This window comes from uncultured Campylobacter sp., assembly GCF_905373215.1.
Taxonomy (GTDB): domain Bacteria; phylum Campylobacterota; class Campylobacteria; order Campylobacterales; family Campylobacteraceae; genus Campylobacter_B.
The window spans coordinates 100429-121854 of the sequence record NZ_CAJPRT010000002.1; the positions used below are offsets into that span (position 1 = coordinate 100429).

A 21426-nucleotide genomic window follows, 5' to 3' on the forward strand; every position below is an offset into this window, starting at 1 on the left:
AATGAAAAATTTAATCATCGTAGAATCCCCGGCAAAAGCCAAAACTATCAAAAAATTTTTAGGCGATGACTACGACGTCGTCGCTTCCAAGGGACATATCCGCGATCTGCCGCAGAAAAAATTCGGCATTAAAATCAAAGATAAAAGCTTCGAGCCAGAATACGAAATCAGCGCCGATCACGATCAGATCGTAAAACAGATAAAGACGCTCGCCAAAAAGGCGGATCAAATTTACCTCGCGACGGATGAGGACCGCGAGGGCGAGGCGATCGCCTATCATATCGCCGCTTCGATCGGCAAGCAGGCGCAGGAGCTACCGCGCATCGTGTTTCATGAGATCACCAAAAGCGCGATCTCAAACGCGCTAAGTTCGCCGCGCAAGCTCAATATCGCAAGCGTAAACGCCCAACAAGCACGCCGCCTGCTCGATCGCATCGTGGGCTACAAGCTAAGTCCGCTTTTAAATTTAAAGATCCAGCGCGGCTTAAGCGCGGGTCGCGTCCAAAGCGCCGCGCTTAAGATCGTCGTCGATCGCGAGCGCGAAATTTTAAATTTTAAACCGGTAGAATTTCACAGCATCGACGCGGTTTTTAAAAAGGACTTAGAAGCCGAGCTCGTGGAATTTCGCGGCGAGAAGATGGAAAAGCTCTCAGTCAAAAACGCAGCGCAGGCTAGCGAGATCGTCCTGACGCTGCAAAAAGACAAATTTAGCGTAGAGAGTATCGAGAGCAAATCGCGCAAAACAAACCCTTACCCGCCGTTTATGACCTCGACGCTGCAGCAGGCGGCGAGCACGGCTCTGGGCTTTAATCCGCGCAAGACAATGAGCCTCGCGCAGAGCCTTTATGAGGGCGTCAATACCAAAAACGGCGGCGCGATCACCTACATGCGAACCGACTCACTAAATATCGCCAAAGAAGCGATCGCGGCAGCTCGCGAGTTGATCGGAGAGCACTTCGGCGAAAAGTATCTGCCCAAAAGCGCGAATTTATACGCCACCAAAAGCAAAAGCGCGCAGGAGGCGCACGAAGCGATACGACCTACCGATCTAAAGCTTACCCCCGAGCTCGCGCAAAAAATCCTGCCTCGCGACGAATACCGCCTTTACGCGCTCATCTACAACCGCTTCGTAGCCTCGCAGATGAGCCCTAGCGTCTCGCAGATCCAAACGATCATCGTGCGCGGCGAAGAGGGCGCGTTTAAGATCAGCGGGCGCAAGGTGGAATTTGACGGATTTTACAAGGCTTACGGCGATCTGGATAAGGATAAAATTTTACCGAGCCTTAGCACGGGCGACGCGATGAGCCTGCAAAGTCTAAGCTCGCAGCAGCACTTCACCGAGCCGCCGGCACGCTATTCGGAAGCAAGCCTCATCAAAAAGCTCGAAAGCCTAGGTATCGGCAGGCCCTCGACCTATGCGCCTACCATCTCGCTGCTTACTGCGCGCAACTACGTCAATATCGAGCAAAAGCACCTGGTGCCGAGCGAGATCGCCTTTAAGATCACCGAGATGCTGGAGCAAAATTTTAAAAACATCGTCGATAGCGAGTTTACCTCCAAAATGGAAGAGAAGCTCGACGACATCGCCGAAAACAAAGCGGACTGGCAGCAAATTTTAGCGGATTTTTACTACCCTTTTATGGACGAGATCGCCAAAGGAAAAACGTCGATCGCAAGCCAAAAGCTAGCCGAAAAGATCGGCGAAGCATGCCCGAACTGCGGCGGCGAGCTACTTAAGAGGCAGGGCAGATTCGGCGAGTTTATCGCTTGCTCGAACTATCCGAAGTGCAAATACTCGCGCAACGCGGACGCCAGCGCCCAGGGGGCGAGCGAGGAGAAGGCGGCGCCCGAAGTGCTAGATGAAAAATGCCCGCAGTGCGGTAAAAATTTGATCAAGCGCAAAGGCAGATACGGCGAGTTTATCGCTTGCGAGGGTTATCCGAAGTGCAAATACTCGCGCAAAATCGAGGGCGAGGCGAAAGAGAAAAAGCCACTCGTCTCCACGGGCGTCAAGTGCCCGAGCTGCGGCACCGGCGAGATCGTCGAGCGCTTCTCCAGACGCGGCAAATTCTACGGCTGCACGAACTACCCTAAATGCGGCTTTGTAAGCAACTACGCGCCGATCGCGCGCGCATGCCCGCAGTGCGGCAACTCATACATGCTCCGCAAAGAGCTGAAAAAAGGCAACTTCGCCGAGTGTCCGCAGTGCAAGTTTAAAGAAGAGATCGATTGATAATAGGCGTCATCTCGGACTCTCATCGCGAAACAAAGGTCGCTGCCAGCGCCATAGAGTGGCTGCTCGCGCGAGGCGCCGATCTGCTCGTGCACGCAGGTGACATCGTCGAGAGCGAGACGCTGCGGCTTTTGCGACAAAGCGGCAAGCCCTACTTCGCGGTTTTAGGAAACAACGACGAAGCGCTTATTGAATTTAAAAATGAGTTCAACCTGTACGATGAGCCCTTCTGCACGGAGTTTGCCGGGCTGCGACTAAAAATAATGCACCATCCGTTTTATCTCTTTGACGAGGAGCCCGCGGCGCAAAATGAAGCTGGCGGATTAAATTTAGACGCGGGTGCGGATCGCGCGGCAAATTTTCGCAAGGATTTCGGCGCAGACCTAGTCAAAAATTCTAGCTTTAGCGACGAAGTAGGTTGTGGCGTAAATTTAGGCTCAGGCTGCGGAGCGGATTGCGGGGAAATTTTAATCGCAAATTCTAAAGCGGTGGATCGCTCGGTAAATTTAAACTCAAATTTTAATACTGCGAGTGCAGATAGAATTTTAAACGGCGCGCGCAGCACAGATGTAAATTTTAAAAACATAGTTAGCGCGAGCGCAAATTTAAAAAGCGGGCAGTCCGCAAGTCCAAATGTAAACTTGAGCTTGAATGCAGGCGCGAACTCAAACGCAAATTTAGACTTAGATTTGAATGCAGACCTCGCTTCAAGCCCGAACGCAAATTTAAACTCAAATGAAAACGCGAATTTAGCCGCTGATATGAGCCCAGATATGAACTCTAAAGCGAGCTTGAGTGCGGATCGCGCAGCAAATTTAACGGCGCCAAATTTAAGCGCAAATTTATCCGCGCCGAACTTGGGCTCAAATTTGACCGCGAATTCTGACTCCAACACAAGCGGCGAAAGTAAAAATCGAGGTCCGTGTGGGCGAGGCGCAGGCAAAATTCCAACTATCAAAATTTACGGCCACACCCATTTTTTCGCCGCGGCGGTGGATAAAAACGGCGCGCTCGTACTAAATCCTGGCGAGATTTGCGGGCGCAAAAAGCGGCTTTTCGAGTTTGCTTACGTTGTAGCGCAAGGCGGGAAGCTCCGCGTATTTCACGTCTGCGCCGCGCCCGAAAAAGCTCTAAAATGGCGCGAACGCGAGATAAAACTATGAATGAAATTTACGTCCTAATCGCGCTATCGTTTTTGATCTTTGCTTCGCCCTTTTTGGCTAGCTTAGCTAGAATTCCGCTCTCGCCCATGGAGATCATGCTTGGCATCATAGCCGCAAATTTAGGGCTTTTGCCGCCAAGCGCGACCTTCGATCTAGCCGCGCAGATCGGCTTTTGCTACCTTATGTTTTTGGCGGGCTGCGAGGTGGATTTCCGCGCGCTGCTTGCGATGCCGCGTAAAATTCTGCGGCTGATCCTAATCTTTTTGGCGCTGCTTTATATCCTAAGCGCGCTTGCGGTTTGGATGTTTGAACTGCCGCAGATGCTTATCATCGCAGCGCCTCTGATGAGCGTCGGGCTGCTTTCGGCGCTGTATAAGGAGTACGGCAAGGATCAAGCGTGGCTCAATCTCGCGATGCCTGCGGGCGTGATCGGCGAGCTCATCAGCATCGCCGCCCTCACGGTGGGCGGCATCTACCTTAAAAACGGCTTCGGCGTCGAGATGGCGCTTCATATCGGCGCGCTTTTGGGCTTTTCGGCGGCAGCTCTAGCGGTTTTTAAAGGGCTTGAAATTCTATTTTGGTGGTTCCCCGCGCTAAAAACGGTCATCATGCCCAAATACGACAAAAACGAAAAGGACGTACGATTTGCGATGGCGCTGTTTTGCCTCATCTGCGCCGGAGTAATGCTTTTGGGGCTTGAGGTCGTAATCGGCGCCTTCATCGCAGGCACCTTTCTGCCGACCTTTTTCTCGCACAAGGACGACCTCATCGAGAAGCTATCGTCGTTCGGCTTTGGCTTTTTGGTGCCGATATTTTTCATACACACCGGAGCCGTGATCAAGCTAGAAGCGCTACTTATGCCCGGAGTGATGAGCTTTGCCGCGAGCCTAGCGGCGCTGATGTTCGGCATCAGACTGCTTGCGAGCGCTACATTTTTAAGCACTCTGGGGCGCAAAGGCGCGGTGCTTTTCGCGCTATCGCTATGCATGCCGCTAACCCTCGTCATCGCCACGGCGACACTTTTTTACTCCACCGCCGCGATCTCGCAAGAGATATACTTCGCGATGATTATCGCCTCACTCATAGAGGCGCTCGCGTCGATGATTTTGATAAATTTTATTTACAAGAAATTTTAGGGCGGGGTTTTAAAATTTTAAGATTATAGGATTTTGGAATTTTAGAATTTCAAAATTTCGCGAAATTCTAGAATTCTATAAAATTTGATTTATGCGGGACTAAAATGGAGTTAAATTTAAAGCTCTATTTTGCGGCGCAATCGGTTAGGTCTTGGAGTGCCATGGTGTAGTTTGGCTCCTCTCCGAACAAATCACGATCTCTATATGCCTCTAAAATTTCTTTTATTAAATACAAAATATCTTGCTTATTAAGACTTTGCGTATGATTTGGTTTTAAATCTAGGAGTTTCCAGATTCTATGAAATTTTTCTGGTTTTAAAGTTCTGTTTATAATAATTTCATAATCCATAATTACCTCTAGGAATTCATTATTATAATATAGAATCCAAATAGTCTCTGTACTAAGCGCATGATCAAACTCATTACTAGGAAAGTTATAAAGACACCACATCCAACAATTTCTACTTTTGTCAATAAATTCTTTATACGGCGGATTATATTTATAAAATATTTCACTCAATCCATACTTTTTATCATCCTCTTTAGTGATGATTGCATTTTCAAACGCCATCTGCGCTCCTTGGAATTTAAAATTTAGCGTGCAAGCGGAAATTTCAAGCGCAAAGTTATGCGAAATCTGCGACGCAATCGAAAACGACAAGCATGGAAATTTCAAACTCGCCGCACTCAAAGATGGACCGGCGCGCTTGCCGCGACTGCTAACTCGCCGCGGATATACTTGCTTCCGTTCGCTGCGGCAAAGCAAGCGCGGCTCGTCAGCAAAGCTAGCGATAAAATTAATTGCAGTAACCCATCCGCAAAATGGCATAACTGCACGATTTGCAGACGGGCTAATAAAGCCAAAGCGAGCCGATTAAAATTTAAACTTTAGCTTACGGCGCTTAAAAGCCGATTAATCTTAGACGCGGTGCAGGCAGTGTGCCGCAACACGGCGTCTAGGCTTTAAGCTACATTAAGACCGGAATTTTGGTCTTTTGTAGGAAGTATTTTGACGCGCCGCCTAAGAAAATTTCTTTTATGCCGCTGTCTGAGTGCAAGCCCGCGACTATGAGGTCGAAATCGCCCGCGTCGGCGTACTCTAGTAGCACCTGTCCCGGGATCTTGCCCTCGGCATTTAACGCCTCAAAAACATCGATTTTAACGTCATGCAAGGCTAGATAGTCGCTTATACGGCGCTTCGTTTCGGCAAGATCATCTTGAAGGTAGTGGTTTGCCGTGATGACGGTAATAGATTTGGCGCGCTGTAAAAGCTCTAGCCAATTATCGAGCGCTCTTGCAGACGCCGCAGTGCCGGTAAGCGAAACTAAAATTTTATCCGCCCTAAACTCCTGTAGCTTGCGCGGTATGACGATGCAAGGCTTGCCGCTTTTGGTGACCGCCGCTTCGAACGTGCCGGTGATAGAGCCCGTAGGCGGCACCGAGACCAGTACTAAATCGCAATATTTAGAGTATTTCTCGACCAGCTCGGAGCGGATGCCTACCATATGCCTCAAAGCGGCGCTATTTGGGACGTGATCGTCGTCGCTTTGATCTAGGCCTAGCTTGGCGCATTCAGTGTCGAAGATAGCTTTGATCACCTCGCGCTCGGCCCTCATCTCATCGCCCGCGGATTTTAAAAATTCCTCCATCAGCACGCCGCCTTTTAGCGTCATACGAACGTTGTAGATCATCTTAGGATCGAGCTGGCACGCCATTATGTTGATGTGCGTGCCGAAAAATTTATTTACGAGTAGCGCTCCGTGTATGCGCTCGGCTAGCTCCTCGCCGCCGCCGATAGGGAAAAATATCTTTTTAAGCTGCATCTTTACGCTCCTATTAAAATTTTAAGCTAATTCCAGTGAAATTTTAGTGCCTTTCTGATCGGTCACGCGCACTCGCACCACATCGCCCGCCTTGTAAGGCGTCGTGATAAATTTAGCGCGCAGCAGTCCGTCCACGCCGTCTCGTAGCGAGATGAAGGTACCGAAATCCAGCACGCTTTGCACCACGCCATCAAACTCCTCGCCGATCTGAAATTTTACCTCTTTGCGTTCATTGCGCGGCTTGCGGAAATCGCGAGAATTTGAGACTATCGATAAAATTTTCTCTTTCGCGCCCGACACGCCGCTAGCTTTGGCGCCTTGGATCTTAACCTCGCCCTTTTCGCGATCCAGATCGATATTTACGCCGAAGCTTTCGGTGATCTCTTTGATGACCTTGCCGCCCTGACCGATGATATCGGGGATTTTGCTCGCCTCGACGCTAAAAATTTCAAGCTTCGGAAGCACATCTTCATTTATGACGATCGCTGCGTCCGCCTGCTCCATAAGGCCCAGAATATGCGCGCGAGCCTGCTTTGCCTGCGCGAGAGCCTCTTTTAAAACCTCCAGGCTGATGCCGCCGAGCTTGATATCCATCTGAAGCGCGGTGATGCCCTCATAGGTGCCCGCGACCTTAAAATCCATATCTCCGTCGTGATCCTCAAGCCCCATTATGTCGGTTAGCACGGCATGCTTGTCGCCCTCAAAAATCAAGCCCATCGCGACGCCCGCAACAAGCTTTAGCGTAGGCACGCCCGCCGCCCGAAGAGATAGCGCGCCGCCGCAGACCGAAGCCATCGAGCTTGAGCCGTTACTCTCTAAAATTTCGCTCACTACGCGGATAGACTGCGGCGAGTTTAGATCGATGCTTGGATATAGTGCTCTTTTGGCTAAATTTCCATGTCCCAGCTCGCGTCTGCCCGGGCTTTTGAGCGGGCTTGCTTCGCCGACGCAAAAGCCCGGGAAGTTGTAGTTAAACATAAATCTATCGCTGATCGGCTCGAGCTGCGTTAGGCTGTCGCTTAGCTGCGCGTCGCTATCGCCGCCTAGCGTAGTGACGACCAAAGCCTGCGTCTGCCCGCGCGTAAATAGGCAGCTTCCATGCGCGCACGGCAGGATATTGGTCTCGATACTGATCGGGCGCACCTCATCAAGCGCGCGTCCGTCGGCTCTGCGGCGATCCTCGATGATCTGCGTGCGGATGATGCCGCGCTTATACTTGCCGATGACGCTAGAGACTACCTCTTTGCTCCACTCGTTTTGCGCCGCGATCTCGGTCGTTAAAATTTGATCCACGATTTTATTCAGCTCCGTAGCGCGCTCGCTCTTTGCCATCTGATTGATCGCAGCTTTAACGGCGTCTTTGTAGTTTGCATCGATGAAATCCGCGATATCCTCATCCTCGATCTCGGGCTTGTACTCCAGGCTCGCATCCAGCTTTTTAAACGGCAAAAAAGCCTCTTCGTAAGCGCTTGAGCCCGCACTTATCGCCTTTGCGGCAAAATCGATCGCATCCACCATCAGATCTTCGCCAAATTCATTCATCTGCTGCGCGCCGCCATTAATCTGCGGCAGGGAGCGCATCTCGATCATCAAAAGCTCATCGCCGACGCCGGCTACGTAAAGATCGAGCGCGCTGGCTTTAAGCTCGGAGTTGCTCGGATTTAAGATGAAATTTCCGTTTTGATAGCCGATGCGGACGCCGCAGACGGGCGCTTTAATCGGGATGTCGCTAAGATATAGCGCCGCAGACGCCGCATTAAGAGCGACGACTTGCAGATCAACCTCCGGATCTGCCGATAGCACGTAAACTACGATCTGCGTCGGATATGCATAACCCTTCGGGAAGAGCGGGCGCAACGAGCGGTCTATGATGCGGCTCGTTAGCGTCTCAAAATCGCCAGGCTTGGTCTCGCGCTTGATGTAGCCTCCGGGGATTCTGCCTGCCGCGTACATCTTTTCGATATATTGCACGGTAAGAGGCAAAAAGTCCTCCTGCACCTGCGTCTCTTCACGCGCTACGGTAGCCAGCACGACGGTATTTTTCACACGCAAAAGCGCCGCACCCGCGGCTTGTTTCGCAACTTTGTCGATATCGAAAATTTCGGTATTGCCATTTACTTCAATTTTGCACTGCATTAATTTTCTCCTTGTTTTTGTTAGTCTCGTGAAACGGCAGATAAAGCGGGCATTTGTTTAAAATTTGCATTATCTCCTCCGCGCTTGAGAGCGTTTTTTCTTTGTAATAAAAATCCACATTCACAAAGTCTCTGATCTTGTGAACGGCATAAATTCCATCTACTAGCATGGCGATCTCATCTGCATTATCGCTGCCGATAACGGGCGTGGCATAAAAGATCGCTTTGGCGTTTAAGCTTACGAGCGTCTTTATGCAAGTAAGCGCGGTCAGCCCGCTCTCACACCCCTCATCTACCAAGATGACGTTTTTTTTCTCTAAATTTCCCAAAAGCTCGCCCTTGCGAAATTTATACATATTTTTTAAAATTTTCTCCTCATAAAGTCTGTTTGCCTGCCCGTAAACGTAATCCAGGCTGATGCCGAAGCTTCGCACGAGCTCATCTACCATCACGATCTCTTGGGTCTCGCTTACGCACGCGATCGCGCATTCAGGATTATTTGGCGCTAAAACGGGCTCAGTAAATAAAAACTCATAGGCAAGCCCTAATTTTAGAGCAAGATGGTTTGCGATGCCAAGCGACTCCAGAGACTGAGCGATTATTAGAAAATTTTCGTTTTTGATCACGGTAGCGGGTAAAATTTCTGCGAGTTTCATCGCGGCATCGATTTGGTTTTCAAACATCAGCTCAGCTCTAGGCGTCATTATTTTTCGCTTCCGTATTCGCTATCTACCGAAAAATCATACCCTACTCCGCCGAACGGATAGAAATTTACGAGAAAGTAAATTCCGCGCTCCTTGCTTGCTTTGCTGTAGCCCGTCGTACTGGTATTTTTAGGCTCAATATCCTCTTGATACACAAAAGAGTAATTCCAGCATTTGCGCGTATGAGAAAGTCCCACGCGCCACATTTTAGAATAAGATCGCTCCAAGTCGTAATCCCAACGACCGAAAATTTTATTATTCCTAGGCAAATTTACCGAAGCGTTTACGATGCCGTAGTTATCTTTCGTATAGCGTTTAGGCTCCATGCTTAGCTTTTCATATTCGTAAGCGTGGCTGAGTCCAAAGCTAAAATCGTCGTTGGAGTAGTTGGCGTAGGTATAGACCTTATCGAAGCTTTTATATTTATGCGAGTAGGTAAAGCGGTTTCCGATATTTAGCCCATTTGCAAAATACGCATCGATGCGGTGTTCTAAATCGTCGAACTCATGATCGTCGAAGTCATATCGCTGCTTGACACTATGGCGTAAAAATTTACGTCCGTCTTCATTATAAAAAAACTGCGTCATACTTAAAGCTGCATTTTCGTGAGTGTATTCGTCACTAAGCTCACTTAAGAAGTTATCCTCCCAATAAAGCGAGTCTTGCAAGTTACCCAACCGCGAACGATCTACTGCACCGCGAGCAAGGTCGTATTTATACTGATGATACTTTAAAATTCTATCCTCGATGTCGCCTTGCTGCCAGCTTGGAATTCTAAAATCCGCCCTCCAGCTCATCGTATGATATAAGCTATCGTAAGCCCTGGCTACGTCGGTGTAGAGCGAAAGCTCGGTGTATTGATTAGCGTAGAAAGTGCTTTTATCCTCGTCAAGATCTCCGTTTGCGTAGTAGAATTTATCGTGCCAATCGATATTAGTCATATACACTCGCTCGGTAAAGGCGAAATTTAAATAATCCGCCAGTAGCGGCGTGCTTATACTAATCGGTACGTCAAACTCGTATTGGCGAGCAGTCGCGCCCTCCCATCTGGTGTAATTACGCGCTTTTGCATCAAGCGAATAGATCAAATTTGGCAGTCCCAAATCATTGCTAAATTTATGATATTGTAGCGTCGGCAGCTCTTGGACGGTATCTTCGTTGCGGAAGGTATTATCGGCGTTTAGCTTGCTCGTATCGATGTAGTAGCGTCCGTAAGCGCCAAAATAGTGCTCGTCTGAGGTCAAATAATAATTCAGCCGTGAAGTTACGAGCGAATTATCCGCATCGTTGCCAAGACCTCCCTTTTCCTTCAGATCGTAATATTCCAGATCGTTTAGCTGGGTAAAATCGATCCATAAATTTTCTCGCAGATCGCCATCTAGCAGATAGGTCGCAAGCTTGCTGCGATCGTATTGAACTTCAAAGCCGTGATGGCGCTCGTTTTTGTATTCGAGGCGTTTTTGCGCCCGCGAGAAGTTATCGAAAACTCCTCCTCTAATCTCGCCGTAAGAATACGGCGACTCCGTAAATCGAAATGTCCCGTATACGCCAAAGCCCCTGCGCGTGCGCACCTGCGGATCGAGCTGAAAATCCCAGCTGTCGTAAGGCGCAAAATAGATCGGCTGCTTATAATAGATCCCCTCCTTACTGATATAACCGGCCTCGGGAGGTAGCAAGCCCGTGCGGCGCGTGCGGTCGGTCGGGAATCCGAAATACGGCAGATAGAGCACCGGCACATCACCCACGTAAAATCTTGGATTGAAAAGATGGAGGAATTTGCTCTCTTTATTTAGCATGCCGCTGCTAAATTTGATGCGCCAATCAGGATCGGTGACGTTGCAGCTAGATACGCTGGAGCCCTCCACGCGGTAATACTCGCTGTCGCTGCAACTGGCGTCGTTTTGCATCCAAAGCTCAGAGTCCTTGTCCATCATAAAATTTACGTAGGCTTGCTGCTTATCGTTTTTCAGATCGATTTTGACATGCTGCGCGCGCGTAGTTTCGCTGCTGCCGCGCATCGCATTGACGTTACCAAAAAGCTCGATGATGCCGTTTTGCTCGTCGTATGTAGCGCGATCGGCGGTGATAAAGTAGTCCTGTGAATACACCGTTACGTTGCCACTAGCCTCCGTCAAAAAGCCGTTTTTCTCGACATTATCTGCTATAAGCTCGACGTCTTGGACCTTTGCGCTCGCACTGCTTGCTAAAAGAGCGCTAAAACTAAGCGCTAGAATTTTAAATTTTTTACTCTTTTTCAATCTCTACCACCAATGTTTTCGCAGCCATATCATGCAGGCTCTGACGCGAGTTCGTAAAAAGCGCCACCAAAAATCCCATATAAAAGATCATCTCGCTTATCAACCTAACCGCCGCACGGATCGCTGCCGTAGCGATATCCATAGCGCTGCCGTCGGCGCGGACGCAATAAATTTTAACCGCAAGCTTGCCTAGCGTCGCGCCGTATAGATAGACAAAAATAGCTTGATATAAAAATTTTATTATCGCGTAATGCAAAATGAATTTTGAAGCGATCTTTTGTACCTCAAGATTGCTTCCGCTCTGCGCCGCTGCAACAAGCTCTGGCTCGTCGATAGCAAATAGCACGACCACAAAAAGCGTTACGCTCACAGCTTCGTCGATACTAAACGCGATTACGCGCTTGCTAAGCGGAGCGATGATCAAATTTTATCTCTTAAGGCTTGGTGCGCGATATCGCGCCTATACTGCGCGCCGCTAAATTTTATATTTTCGCACAGCGCGTAAGCCGCATCGCGCGCCTGCTTTAAGCTCTGTGCGACGCCCACGCTTACCAAAACGCGCCCGCCGCTAGCGTAAATCCGCCCCTCTCGCTCACTCACGCCTGCGTAGCAGATATGTGCGCCCGCGGGAATTTCGCCCGTCTTGATCGGCTCAGGCTGCGAAGAGCCGTAAGGGTAGCGCTCGCTAGCCATCACGACGCCCACCGCGAATCGCTCTTTTAAGCTTATGCTACTTAGCTTGCCTACGGCGGCGTTGTATAAAATTTCGCTCAAATTTCCGTCGATTAGCGGCATTAAAACCTCGCACTCCGGATCGCCGAAACGGACGTTGTACTCCAGCACGTAAGGCTCGCCGCCTACGATCATAAGCCCTACGAATAGCACGCCGCAAAATGGCGCGCCCTGCTGCCGCATCCCTTTTAGCGTAGGTGCTACGATCTCGCTCTGTACTCTTTTTATCAGCGCGGCATCCGCTAGCGGGCTTGGCGCATAAGCTCCCATGCCGCCGGTGTTCGGGCCCAGATCGCCGTCAAGCAGCTTTTTGTGATCCTGCGCCACGGGCAAGCTTACGAAATTCTCCCCGTCGCAGATCGCAAAAAAGCTCAGCTCGAAGCCCTCTAAAAACTCCTCCACGACGACGCGCTTGCCCGCTTCACCGAAGCTTTCGCCGCTTAGCATATCTGCGGCGGCTTTTTTAGCTTCATCTTTAGAGCTTGCGATTATGACGCCCTTGCCTGCGCACAAGCCGTCCGCTTTGACCACTACGCGGCCGTTTAGAGTATCGATAAATTTTGAAATTTCGGATAGATCGTCGCTGCTTAGAAATTTTGCGGTTTTGATATGATTTCGCGCCAGAAAGTCCTTCATATAGGCTTTAGAGCCCTCAAGCTTCGCCGCAGCAGCGCTGGGGCCGAATATCGCGAGGCCTTGCGCTTTAAAAATATCCACGATACCTTTTGTAAGAGGCTCTTCGGCGCCCACGACGGTAAGGGCTACGTCGTTGTTTTTGGCAAAGAGCGCGAGCTCATTAAAATCTTTTAAATCTAAATTTTTACCGAGCGCCTTTGTAGCGCCGTTTCCCGGAGCAAAATACAGATTTAAAACGTTTTTATCCTCGCGAAGTCTTAGCCCGATCGCGTATTCTCTACCGCCGCCGCCGATTATTAGGATATTCAATGAAGCCTCCGTAACGTAAAAAACCCAAGTGAGCGTTGCGTAAAAAGAATCGGCTCAAACAAAGCCAATCTTGCAACTAGGAAAAATCTCTAGGTCGCAACCCGTAACTTTAAAAAAAGCTCGAGCCGAGCCGCGTCACACGGACCTCTCACGTCGTCGCTTATACAAATATGTTGAACCCTCATATAAAACGCTCTCGCTTCACCCAGGCTTGGGCAAAATTATAGTCAAAATTTGCTTAAACTATGGCAAAAGCGCCAGATCGACGCAGGATTTTATCGACCTTCTTTCGCAGATTATCGGCTCGCAAAACTCGCTCAAAACGCTCGCCGTCGTCCTACCGATACAAATCGCCCTATAGCCCCCGTCCCAGCCGAAATTTGCGGTAAAGCCGCGCACGTTTTTAGGAGAGGTAAAAATCAGCGTACTGCCTTGCGGCGGCTTTGCGGCGGCGGGAAGGCTGAGGATGGAATTTTCGTAGGCGATCACGCTTTGCAGCCGCACGTCGGCGCTAGATAGAATTTGCTCCAGCTTCGATACCGTCTGCCTCGCGCGCAGATACAGCGCGTCTCTGCCCTGCAAGAGCGGCGCGATCTCTGCGGCAAACTCATTTCCGTGCCCGTGCCGCGCCACAAAAATATCGCGAAATCCAAACTCCCGCGCAGCCGCCGCGCACGGCTCGCCGATAGCGTAAACGGGTGTATCTAAATCAGGCGAAATTTCATTAAATTTTATCGCCGCTACCGCATTTTTGGAGGTAAAAATTAGCGCGCCGATCTGCGCAGGCAGGCTAAATTTGAGAAATTTTATCTCGCAAACCGCAAGCTGCCTCACCTGCGGATGATCAAATCTCGTATTAGACACCAAATATATCAAAACGCCCTCCATGTTTAAATTTGCTTGAGCCTCGCCCCTGCCTTCACGACGCGTAGAAACGAAGAAAATGCCGCTTCATTTGCTTTGATTAAATTCCGTTCGCGCCTTATCAATTACGTGCACGCCGCTTAACGCTTAAATTTACTTCGATTAAATTCTGCTCCCGAAAAAAATCCGAGCCACCGTTATTAATGTTTGAGTTCAAATTCAATTCTACTCCGCGCCGCCCTCGACGCCGATTAAAAACTCGCCGCAAAGCCTACTCGCACCTTTTCATCCGCACTTAAGCAACCTAGCGGCGGCACGCTTTTTTAAAATTTTATCTCGCAGGCAAAATGCCGAATTCAAATACATCGCCTTATGCAAGCCAACCTTTTAATTTAACTTTATAACCTCAAGCGCCCTCTCTAAAGCAAGTTTAGGGCGCGCTGTCGTTTTAAATTTGCGCAGTAATTACCCGCGGCGGGTGCTTAAAACACTACCACCTAGCCCGTTCCGCACGCAGCAGACGTATTACATAGCTCGCCAGCCCCGTCCAGCCCGTATATGTGTCCGCACAGGTCGTAGAGCTCGCCAAATTTTAAAATTTAAAGCTGCGACTACGAAATTTTAAAATCACAACTATGAATTTTAAAATTTTGCCGATCTAACCCTTAAATCTCGGTATCAGATTGTATCCGTTTATCTCGCGCGCTTCAAGCGGTATGCTCTCGCCCAAACTTAGCACTAAATTTCGCCCGAGCATCCGTGCGGTACTTAGCTCCTTAAATTTAGCCTTTCAGCCACTCGTTTAAAATTTCAATCTGCGTCGCCACGCTCTCATTTGCCGTGCCTCCTTGCGACTTGCGCGCCTCTTTGGATGCATTTAGGTCAAGAAATTTAACCGCATCGCCGCCCAAGCTTTCATCCACGCTTGCAAGCTGCTGTGCGTTTAGTTCGCTCAAATCTAGGCCCAAATTCTCCGCATACGCCACCGCCTTGCCCGTGATGAAGTGCGCCTGCCTAAACGGCACGTTTTTCTCCCGCACGAGATAATCAGCCAGATCGGTCGCCGTGAGGTGCCCGCGGCGCGTCATCGCTAGCATATTTTGCTCGTTAAATTTAGCCGTTTTTAGCATCTGTTTTAAAATTTCAAGGCTCGCAAGCGCGGTGGCGACGCTATCAAAAACGCCCTCCTTGTCCTCTTGCATGTCCTTGTTGTAGGCTAGCGGCAAGCCCTTCATCACCGTTAGCAGCGCGACGAGATTGCCGTTTACGCGCCCCGTTTTGCCGCGGATTAGCTCGGCGACGTCGGGGTTTTTTTTCTGCGGCATGATCGAGCTGCCCGTGCTGTAGGCGTCGCTGATCGTGACAAATCCGAACTCTTGCGAGCTCCACAAGATGAGCTCCTCGCACAGGCGCGACGCATGCGTCATCAGCACGCTTACGTTAAACAAAATCTCCAGCGCGAAATCGCGGTCGCTGACGCTATCCATCGCGTTTGGCGTCACTCCCGCAAAACCCAGCTGCTGCGCGACCAGCTCGCGGTTTATAGGATGCGGCGTGCCGGCAAGCGCGGCGGAGCCCAGCGGACAGAGGTTGTTTCGCTCGCGCAGGCTTGCGAAGCGCTCGTAGTCACGGCGAAACATAAACGCGTAAGCCAGCAAGTGATAGGCAAGGCTCACTGGCTGAGCGTGCTGAAGGTGCGTGTAGCCTGGCATCAGCGTGTCCACGTGCTCGCTAGCTATATCTCGTAGCGCGGCGACTAGTTCGCGGATCTTTTCGGCGATCGCAGCCCCGCTTTTAAGCACGTAGAGGCGAAAATCAAGCGCGACCTGATCGTTTCTGCTGCGCGCCGTGTGCAGCCTGCCGCCAAGATCGCTTCCGATGAGCTCGCTTAGGCGCTTTTCGATCGCCATGTGGATATCCTCGTCGGCGGTTTTAAACTCAAATTTTCCGCTTTTTATCTCTTCAAACACCACGTCAAGCCCAGCGATGATATTTTCGCTCTCGTCAGCCTTTAAAATCCCGCAAGCGCCTAGCATTCTTGCGTGCGCCTTGCTGCCCGCGATGTCTTCCTGCCAAAGCGCCCTATCAAAGCCGATCGAGGCGTTAAACTCCTCCAAAAGCGCCGAACTCGCCTCGCTAAAGCGCCCTTCCCACATTTTTTTCACGCTCGCTCCTTCGTTTAAATTTTCGGTGATTTTATAAAATTTTAAATCTCGCTGCACAAGATTTGCGGGCGAGAAAAAAGGCTAAAGCGCGGTAAATTTCTAAAAAATGCGCGTACCGCTTCGCGCACTAGACTTTGGAATTTATTGCGCCTCAAACTTAGCGATTCAAAAGCGCTTACTAGTCTATTCAATCCACTTTACTACGTCATCCATGCTGCGACGGATCTTTTGCGGCTGTGGATTTACGCGGTAGCCGAAAGGCACGAGTAGCACCACGCGACGCTCATTCCAATCAATGCCTAAAATTTTATTTAGCGCTGCGCGATCAAACCCCTCCATCGGGCAGCTGTCGATGCCGCGACTTGCGGCCTCGTTCATCATCGCAAGTGCTGGGAACATGCACTGTGCGTGCGACCAATTAAATAACTCCTCATCGTCGTTGTGAAAATAACCGCTTAAAAAATCTTGATAAAATTTATGCCTGTCGCCGATATATTTAGGCGCTTCATCTTTTTTACGTGTAATCATTCGCTCGATATAATCACTCCCTAGCTTTATGTCCTTGATCTTTGCTAAAATCACGACCAGATGTGAGCAAGAGGTGATCTGCGGCTGATTCCACGATTTTTCGCGGATTTGCTCGCGCAGTGCCTTGTTTTGCACAACCAAAAAGTCCCATTGCTCTAGTCCCGTAGAACTAGGTGCTAAAATGCCTGCCTGCAAAATGGCGTCGAAATTGGCTTTACCGATCTTTTTATTCTCGTCAAAAATTTTGCATGCGTGGCGAAATTTCATAATCTCTAAATGCGTCATAGCCTCTCCTTAATTAGAATTTTTGTAGATCAAATACCCGCCATCTTTGCGTCTGATGCTAAGGTTGCCCTCATGCGAGCGCACGCCGATGCGGTAGTAGCCGTCCTCTTTGGTGACATTGATGTCGCTAAAGCCGCCGATATTTACAGCAAAGCTCGCGCCGCTAAGCGGGATCTCTTGGCGCCAAAACTCCGCTTCAAGCGTGCCAGAAGCATTTGCGTCGGAGCTTTTGAAATCGTCTGCGGTGATGAGCTGCACGCTGTCTTTGCGGATGACAAATTTCAATCCGTCGTCAAATTTAAGCGTCTCTAACGGCAGCTCCAGGCGCGGCGCGAAGCTAGGTGTGATACCACTTTGCGAGACCTGCTTTTGTAAATTTGGATCAGTCGAAGTAACCGAGACGTCCAGTGCCCTATGTAGCGCAGGTTTGGCGCTCGCGCTTAGCACGAAATCATCGTGCCAATCAATTGAGCGATTGATATCAACGATCTTTTCGTGCAGAGCCCCGTCGTCGTCCCTATATCGCACGATCAGGCTTTCGATCGTAAGAGCGTCTGAAGGAAGCGCAAAGGTTTGCTGCGTAAAATTTTTAGGCGCAGGAGTATTTTGTGGCGTGGCGGCGGAGCTTTGCGCCGGATTGGAATTTTGCGGAGCAGATTGCGCGTTTTGTTGCGCAGTAGAGTTTTGCGCCGTAGAATTTTGAGCTGTAGAATTCTGTGCCGCCTTGAAATTTTGCGCTACCGTAGAATTTAACTCGCTTACTTCCGGCACGATCGGTAACTCATCAGGAGGCGGAAGCGTCGCAGCTGAAGGCTGCGCAGAAGAGTTCAGTTCCGTTTTCATGGCTTGCGAAGGAGCACCGATGCCCGCTTTGGGCGCAGGGGCTTTTTTTTCGGTCTGCGAGAGCTGTGCGCTCACGGCTTTTTTGGTGACGCTTGCTTTGACGCTGGAATTCGCTTCTGCGGCGTTTTTTTGCATTGCTGCAGTATGGCTTTTAGATGTTTCAGGTTTCATTACAGCTTGCTTTTTAGCGTTTGGGCTTTGCGCACCTTTTTTTGGCTCTTTAATCACCAAATCGGTAGAATTTTGCTCTTTTACCACAACGATGTTTGGTTTCGTAGCGTTTGAATTTGCGCTATTTAAATTCTCTGCGTTTAAAAAAGCGCAAAGACCTAAAATTAGCAAAGAAATTTTTTTCATTTTTTAAGGTCCGGATCGAGCGAGCGACGCTCTAAATAAAGCTTTTGTAACTCGGCGTTTTCCTCTTTCAGCCGCTCAACGTCGGTGAATAAAAACGCCTTTTCTTTTTGCAGCTGGCGCAGCACTTCAAACGATCGTTTGCCAAATAGCACGTCACCCACAAAGATGCCCGCAAAAACGACGCAGACGATCAGCGCAAGAGCTGCAAAAATCTGCTTAAGCGGCGAAAACGGATTGATAAAATTCAGCCGTTCTTTTAAATTTTTACGCTTTTTTAAAGCTTTTTTAGCGGCGGGGGCTGCATTTTGCGGCGCAAAAGAAAATCCTTGCGTGGCAGAATTTATGTCTTGCGCCACAAAGCCCGTGCCTTGAGAGCTGTAGTCTACGCTCTGAGCCACAAAATCCGCGTCGTTTGGGAAGTGGTTTTCTTTCGCGTATAATTCTGCATTCTTTAAATCACCACTCCCAATAAATTCTGCGCCGTAAAAGCCCGCATCTGCTTGCACGCTGCCTTCGTAGTTTCCGCTTGTAGTAGAGCTTTTGCTGCTTAAATTAGAGCTGCTGCTTGTGGCTTCAGAGGTAGAGCCTGCTTCATCTATACCACGCGAAGCACCGCTACGATTTTGGCGGAAGCCAGCCCCTACCTCGCTAAAGCCTCCGCCAAAATTTTCATCGCTATAAAATTCATCATCGTCAAAAAAATCGTCCTCGTCAAGGTCTGCGTCTGAATATCTGCCTTGCGTATCCGCGTAATCCACTCCGTCCGTATAGGTGCGCTGAACCCCTTTTAAGCCCCGCTTGGACTTTTTTTTAAAAAACATTTTAAATTCGGCTTCCTAAAAACTCGTCCGTCTCGCGCTCGATCTCGAGCAGGCGGTTGTATTTGGCGTTGCGTTCGCTTCTTGAGGTTGCGCCCGTTTTGATCTGGCCCGTATTCATCGCGACGGCGAAGTCCGCGATAAAGCTATCCTCGCTCTCGCCGCTTCTGTGGCTCATCACGCAGCGGTAGCCTTTGCGCTGGGCTAGGCGGATCGTCTGCATCGTTTGGCTAACGGTGCCGATTTGATTTGGCTTGATCAAAATCGCGTTACCTACGCCTTTTTGGGTGCCTTCGCGTAAAATTTTCTCGTTCGTTACAAATAAATCGTCGCCCACAAGCTGTACTTTAGAGCCTAGTTTGCTCGTTAGCTTCGCCCAGCCCGCCCAGTCGTCCTCGCTTAGGCCGTCTTCGATCGAAAATATCGGATATTTCTCGCAAAGTCGCGCGTATCGCTCGATCAGCTCTTCGCTTGAAAATTCCTTGCCTTCTAGCTTGTACTTGCCGTTTTCGTACAGCTCGCTAGCTGCGACGTCAAGGGCTAGCTTGATCTGCTCGCCTGCTTTGTAGCCCGCTTTTTCGATGGCTTGCATGATTAGCTTGATCGGCTCTTCGTTATCGTTTAAATTCGGCGCAAATCCGCCCTCGTCGCCCACCGCCGTGCTGTGACCGGCTGCGTTTAAAAGGCCTTTTAGCGTGTGATAAATTTCGCTCGCCGCTCGCAGCGCGTCGCTAAATTTATCAAAGCCAAACGGCATAATCATAAATTCTTGAAAATCCACGCTGTTGTTCGCGTGCGCGCCACCGTTGATGATATTAAACATCGGCACCGGCAGTACGCTAGCGTTTGCGCCGCCAAGGTAGCGATACAAAGGCACGTCAAGGCTTTTGGCAGCCGCGCGCGCTACCGCCATAGATACGCCAAGCACCGCATTTGCGCCCAAATTTGAATAGTTATCGGTGCCGTCAAGCTCGCGCATCTCATCATCAAGCGCCTTTTGATCAAAGGCATCCAGCCCGATCACGGCTTCGGCGATCTGAGAATTTACGTTTTCAACAGCCTTTAGCACGCCCTTGCCGCAGTATCTATCGCCCCCGTCGCGAAGCTCCAGCGCCTCGCGTTTGCCAGTACTTGCGCCGCTTGGCACTATCGCGCTTGCTACGGTGCCATCGCTTAGGGCCACGGTCGCTTTCACGGTCGGGTTGCCGCGGCTGTCAAGTACTTCTATCGCATAAACATCTTCGATATAAATCATTATTCATCTCCACTTTGTAAATTTTCTTCATCGTCCGCGTCTGTGCTGAAATTTACGCTACCCATCTGCTCGCGGATCTTTGCAGTGATCTCTTCAGCGACAGCAGGGTTATTCTCTAGATAAATTTTAGCATTTTCGCGCCCTTGACCCAGCTTCGTGTCGCCATAGCTGAACCATGCGCCGCTTTTATCGACAATGTCGAGCTTTACGCCGTAATCGATCAGCTCGCCTACCTTGCTGATGCCCTTGCCGAACATTATGTCAAATTCCGCGATCTTAAACGGAGGCGCCACCTTGTTTTTCACGACTTTGACCTTGGCGCGGTTGCCGATGCTCTCTTCGTTTTGTTTCAAAGTAGCGATCTTGCGTATGTCGATGCGCACCGAAGCGTAAAATTTAAGCGCATTGCCGCCGGTCGTCGTCTCTGGCGTGCCGTAGCCCATCGCGCCGATCTTCATACGGATTTGGTTGATAAAGATCACCGTCGTATTCATCTTATGCACGACGCCGGCGAGCTTGCGCAGCGCTTGGCTCATAAGTCGCGCCTGAAGCCCCACGTGCTGATCGCCCATGTCGCCCTCGATCTCGTTTTTCGGCGTGAGCGCGGCGACGCTATCTACGACGATAAGATCGATCGCGCCGCTTTTTGCCAGGGTTTCTACGATATCGAGCGCCTGCTCGCCGAAGTCGGGCTGAGAGACGTAGAGATTGTCAGTATCGACGCCTAAATTTGAAGCGTATTTGACGTCCAGCGCGTGCTCGGCGTCCACGAATGCGCAAATTCCGCCCGCCTTTTGGCACTCTGCGATGATATGAAGCGTAAGCGTCGTCTTTCCCGAGCTCTCCGGCCCGTAAACCTCGATGATACGCCCTTTCGGCACGCCACCGATGCCAAGCGCGATGTCAAGCCCCACAGAGCCCGTAGAGATGGCGTCTATCGGCTCGACCTGCTTGTCGCCCAGCCGCACGAGCGTGCCCTTGCCGAAAGCTTTGTCGATCGATTTTAGCGCCGCATCCAGCGTCTTTTTCTTTCCCTCGTCCATGTTTTTCCTTAAAAATAAATTCACTTGATTTTACCAAATTTGAAATGAATTTTTGATTATTCGCCCAAATTCGGCGCGGCGTCGGAATTTGAAATTTTTAAGAAGCGCAAAAAGTTCTGCAGGGCGAGCGGAGAGCTTT

17 protein-coding genes are annotated in these 21426 nt (G+C 50.0%); 3 read left to right on the top strand and 14 right to left on the bottom strand.

What is annotated here, in order from left to right; translation table 11 throughout:
* Position 1: 1 nt before the first annotated feature.
* Genes topA through QZ176_RS01865 form a run of 3 tightly spaced genes read left to right on the top strand, consistent with a single transcriptional unit; the run spans position 2 to position 4532 of the window.
* Positions 2-2233: a type I DNA topoisomerase gene (gene topA, locus QZ176_RS01855; protein ID WP_295150802.1), complete on the top strand. Its 2232-nt coding sequence runs from the start codon at positions 2-4 to the stop codon at positions 2231-2233.
* Positions 2230-3396 (top strand): metallophosphoesterase family protein, encoded by a 1167-nt coding sequence (locus QZ176_RS01860; protein WP_295150804.1) that lies wholly within the window; start codon positions 2230-2232, stop codon positions 3394-3396. Before topA ends, QZ176_RS01860 begins: the two co-directional genes overlap by 4 nt.
* Positions 3369-4532, top strand: a complete 1164-nt coding sequence (locus tag QZ176_RS01865) for a cation:proton antiporter (RefSeq protein WP_295150806.1) — start codon at positions 3369-3371, stop codon at positions 4530-4532. The genes QZ176_RS01860 and QZ176_RS01865 overlap by 28 nt, the downstream gene beginning before the upstream one ends.
* Before the next feature lie 124 nt (positions 4533-4656).
* Here QZ176_RS01865 and QZ176_RS01870 read toward each other — a convergent pair whose 3' ends face one another.
* The 14 genes from QZ176_RS01870 to recA form a co-directional block, all read right to left on the bottom strand.
* Entirely contained in the window at positions 4657-5103 is a 447-nt protein-coding gene (locus tag QZ176_RS01870; RefSeq protein ID WP_295150808.1) for a hypothetical protein, read from the bottom strand.
* A gap of 397 nt (positions 5104-5500) precedes the next feature.
* Positions 5501-6355: a universal stress protein gene (locus QZ176_RS01875; RefSeq protein ID WP_295150810.1), complete on the bottom strand. Its 855-nt coding sequence runs from the start codon at positions 6353-6355 to the stop codon at positions 5501-5503.
* 21 nt (positions 6356-6376) lie between these two features.
* Positions 6377-8491: a polyribonucleotide nucleotidyltransferase gene (locus QZ176_RS01880; RefSeq protein ID WP_295150812.1), complete on the bottom strand. Its 2115-nt coding sequence runs from the start codon at positions 8489-8491 to the stop codon at positions 6377-6379.
* A complete protein-coding gene (locus tag QZ176_RS01885) occupies positions 8475-9194 on the bottom strand; it encodes a phosphoribosyltransferase family protein (protein ID WP_295150814.1) in 720 nt (239 codons plus the stop codon). Before QZ176_RS01885 ends, QZ176_RS01880 begins: the two co-directional genes overlap by 17 nt.
* Positions 9194-11452: an LPS-assembly protein LptD gene (locus tag QZ176_RS01890; protein WP_295150816.1), complete on the bottom strand. Its 2259-nt coding sequence runs from the start codon at positions 11450-11452 to the stop codon at positions 9194-9196. Before QZ176_RS01890 ends, QZ176_RS01885 begins: the two co-directional genes overlap by 1 nt.
* Positions 11439-11876 (bottom strand): RDD family protein, encoded by a 438-nt coding sequence (locus QZ176_RS01895; protein ID WP_295150818.1) that lies wholly within the window; start codon positions 11874-11876, stop codon positions 11439-11441. Before QZ176_RS01895 ends, QZ176_RS01890 begins: the two co-directional genes overlap by 14 nt.
* Positions 11873-13129, bottom strand: coding sequence for a phosphoribosylamine--glycine ligase (purD, locus tag QZ176_RS01900; RefSeq protein ID WP_295150820.1), 1257 nt, complete (start codon positions 13127-13129; stop codon positions 11873-11875). The genes QZ176_RS01895 and purD overlap by 4 nt, the downstream gene beginning before the upstream one ends.
* Positions 13130-13372: 243 nt before the next feature.
* Positions 13373-14005 carry a uroporphyrinogen-III synthase gene (locus QZ176_RS01905; RefSeq protein WP_295150822.1) on the bottom strand — a complete coding sequence of 211 codons (633 nt, stop codon included), beginning with the start codon at positions 14003-14005 and terminating at the stop codon, positions 13373-13375.
* A gap of 770 nt (positions 14006-14775) precedes the next feature.
* Entirely contained in the window at positions 14776-16149 is a 1374-nt protein-coding gene (argH, locus tag QZ176_RS01910) for an argininosuccinate lyase (protein ID WP_295150902.1), read from the bottom strand.
* 192 nt (positions 16150-16341) lie between these two features.
* A complete protein-coding gene (locus QZ176_RS01915; protein ID WP_295150824.1) occupies positions 16342-16971 on the bottom strand; it encodes an NAD(P)H-dependent oxidoreductase in 630 nt (209 codons plus the stop codon).
* A 9-nt stretch (positions 16972-16980) separates the two neighbouring features.
* Positions 16981-18171, bottom strand: a complete 1191-nt coding sequence (locus QZ176_RS01920; RefSeq protein ID WP_295150826.1) for a hypothetical protein — start codon at positions 18169-18171, stop codon at positions 16981-16983.
* A complete protein-coding gene (locus QZ176_RS01925) occupies positions 18168-18992 on the bottom strand; it encodes a hypothetical protein (RefSeq protein ID WP_295150828.1) in 825 nt (274 codons plus the stop codon). Before QZ176_RS01925 ends, QZ176_RS01920 begins: the two co-directional genes overlap by 4 nt.
* 1 nt (position 18993) lies before the next feature.
* Positions 18994-20244 carry a phosphopyruvate hydratase gene (gene eno / locus QZ176_RS01930; RefSeq protein WP_295150830.1) on the bottom strand — a complete coding sequence of 417 codons (1251 nt, stop codon included), beginning with the start codon at positions 20242-20244 and terminating at the stop codon, positions 18994-18996.
* On the bottom strand, positions 20244-21287 hold the full coding sequence (recA, locus tag QZ176_RS01935) for a recombinase RecA (RefSeq protein WP_295150832.1): 1044 nt from the start codon (positions 21285-21287) through the stop codon (positions 20244-20246). Before recA ends, eno begins: the two co-directional genes overlap by 1 nt.
* Positions 21288-21426: the final 139 nt, after the last annotated feature.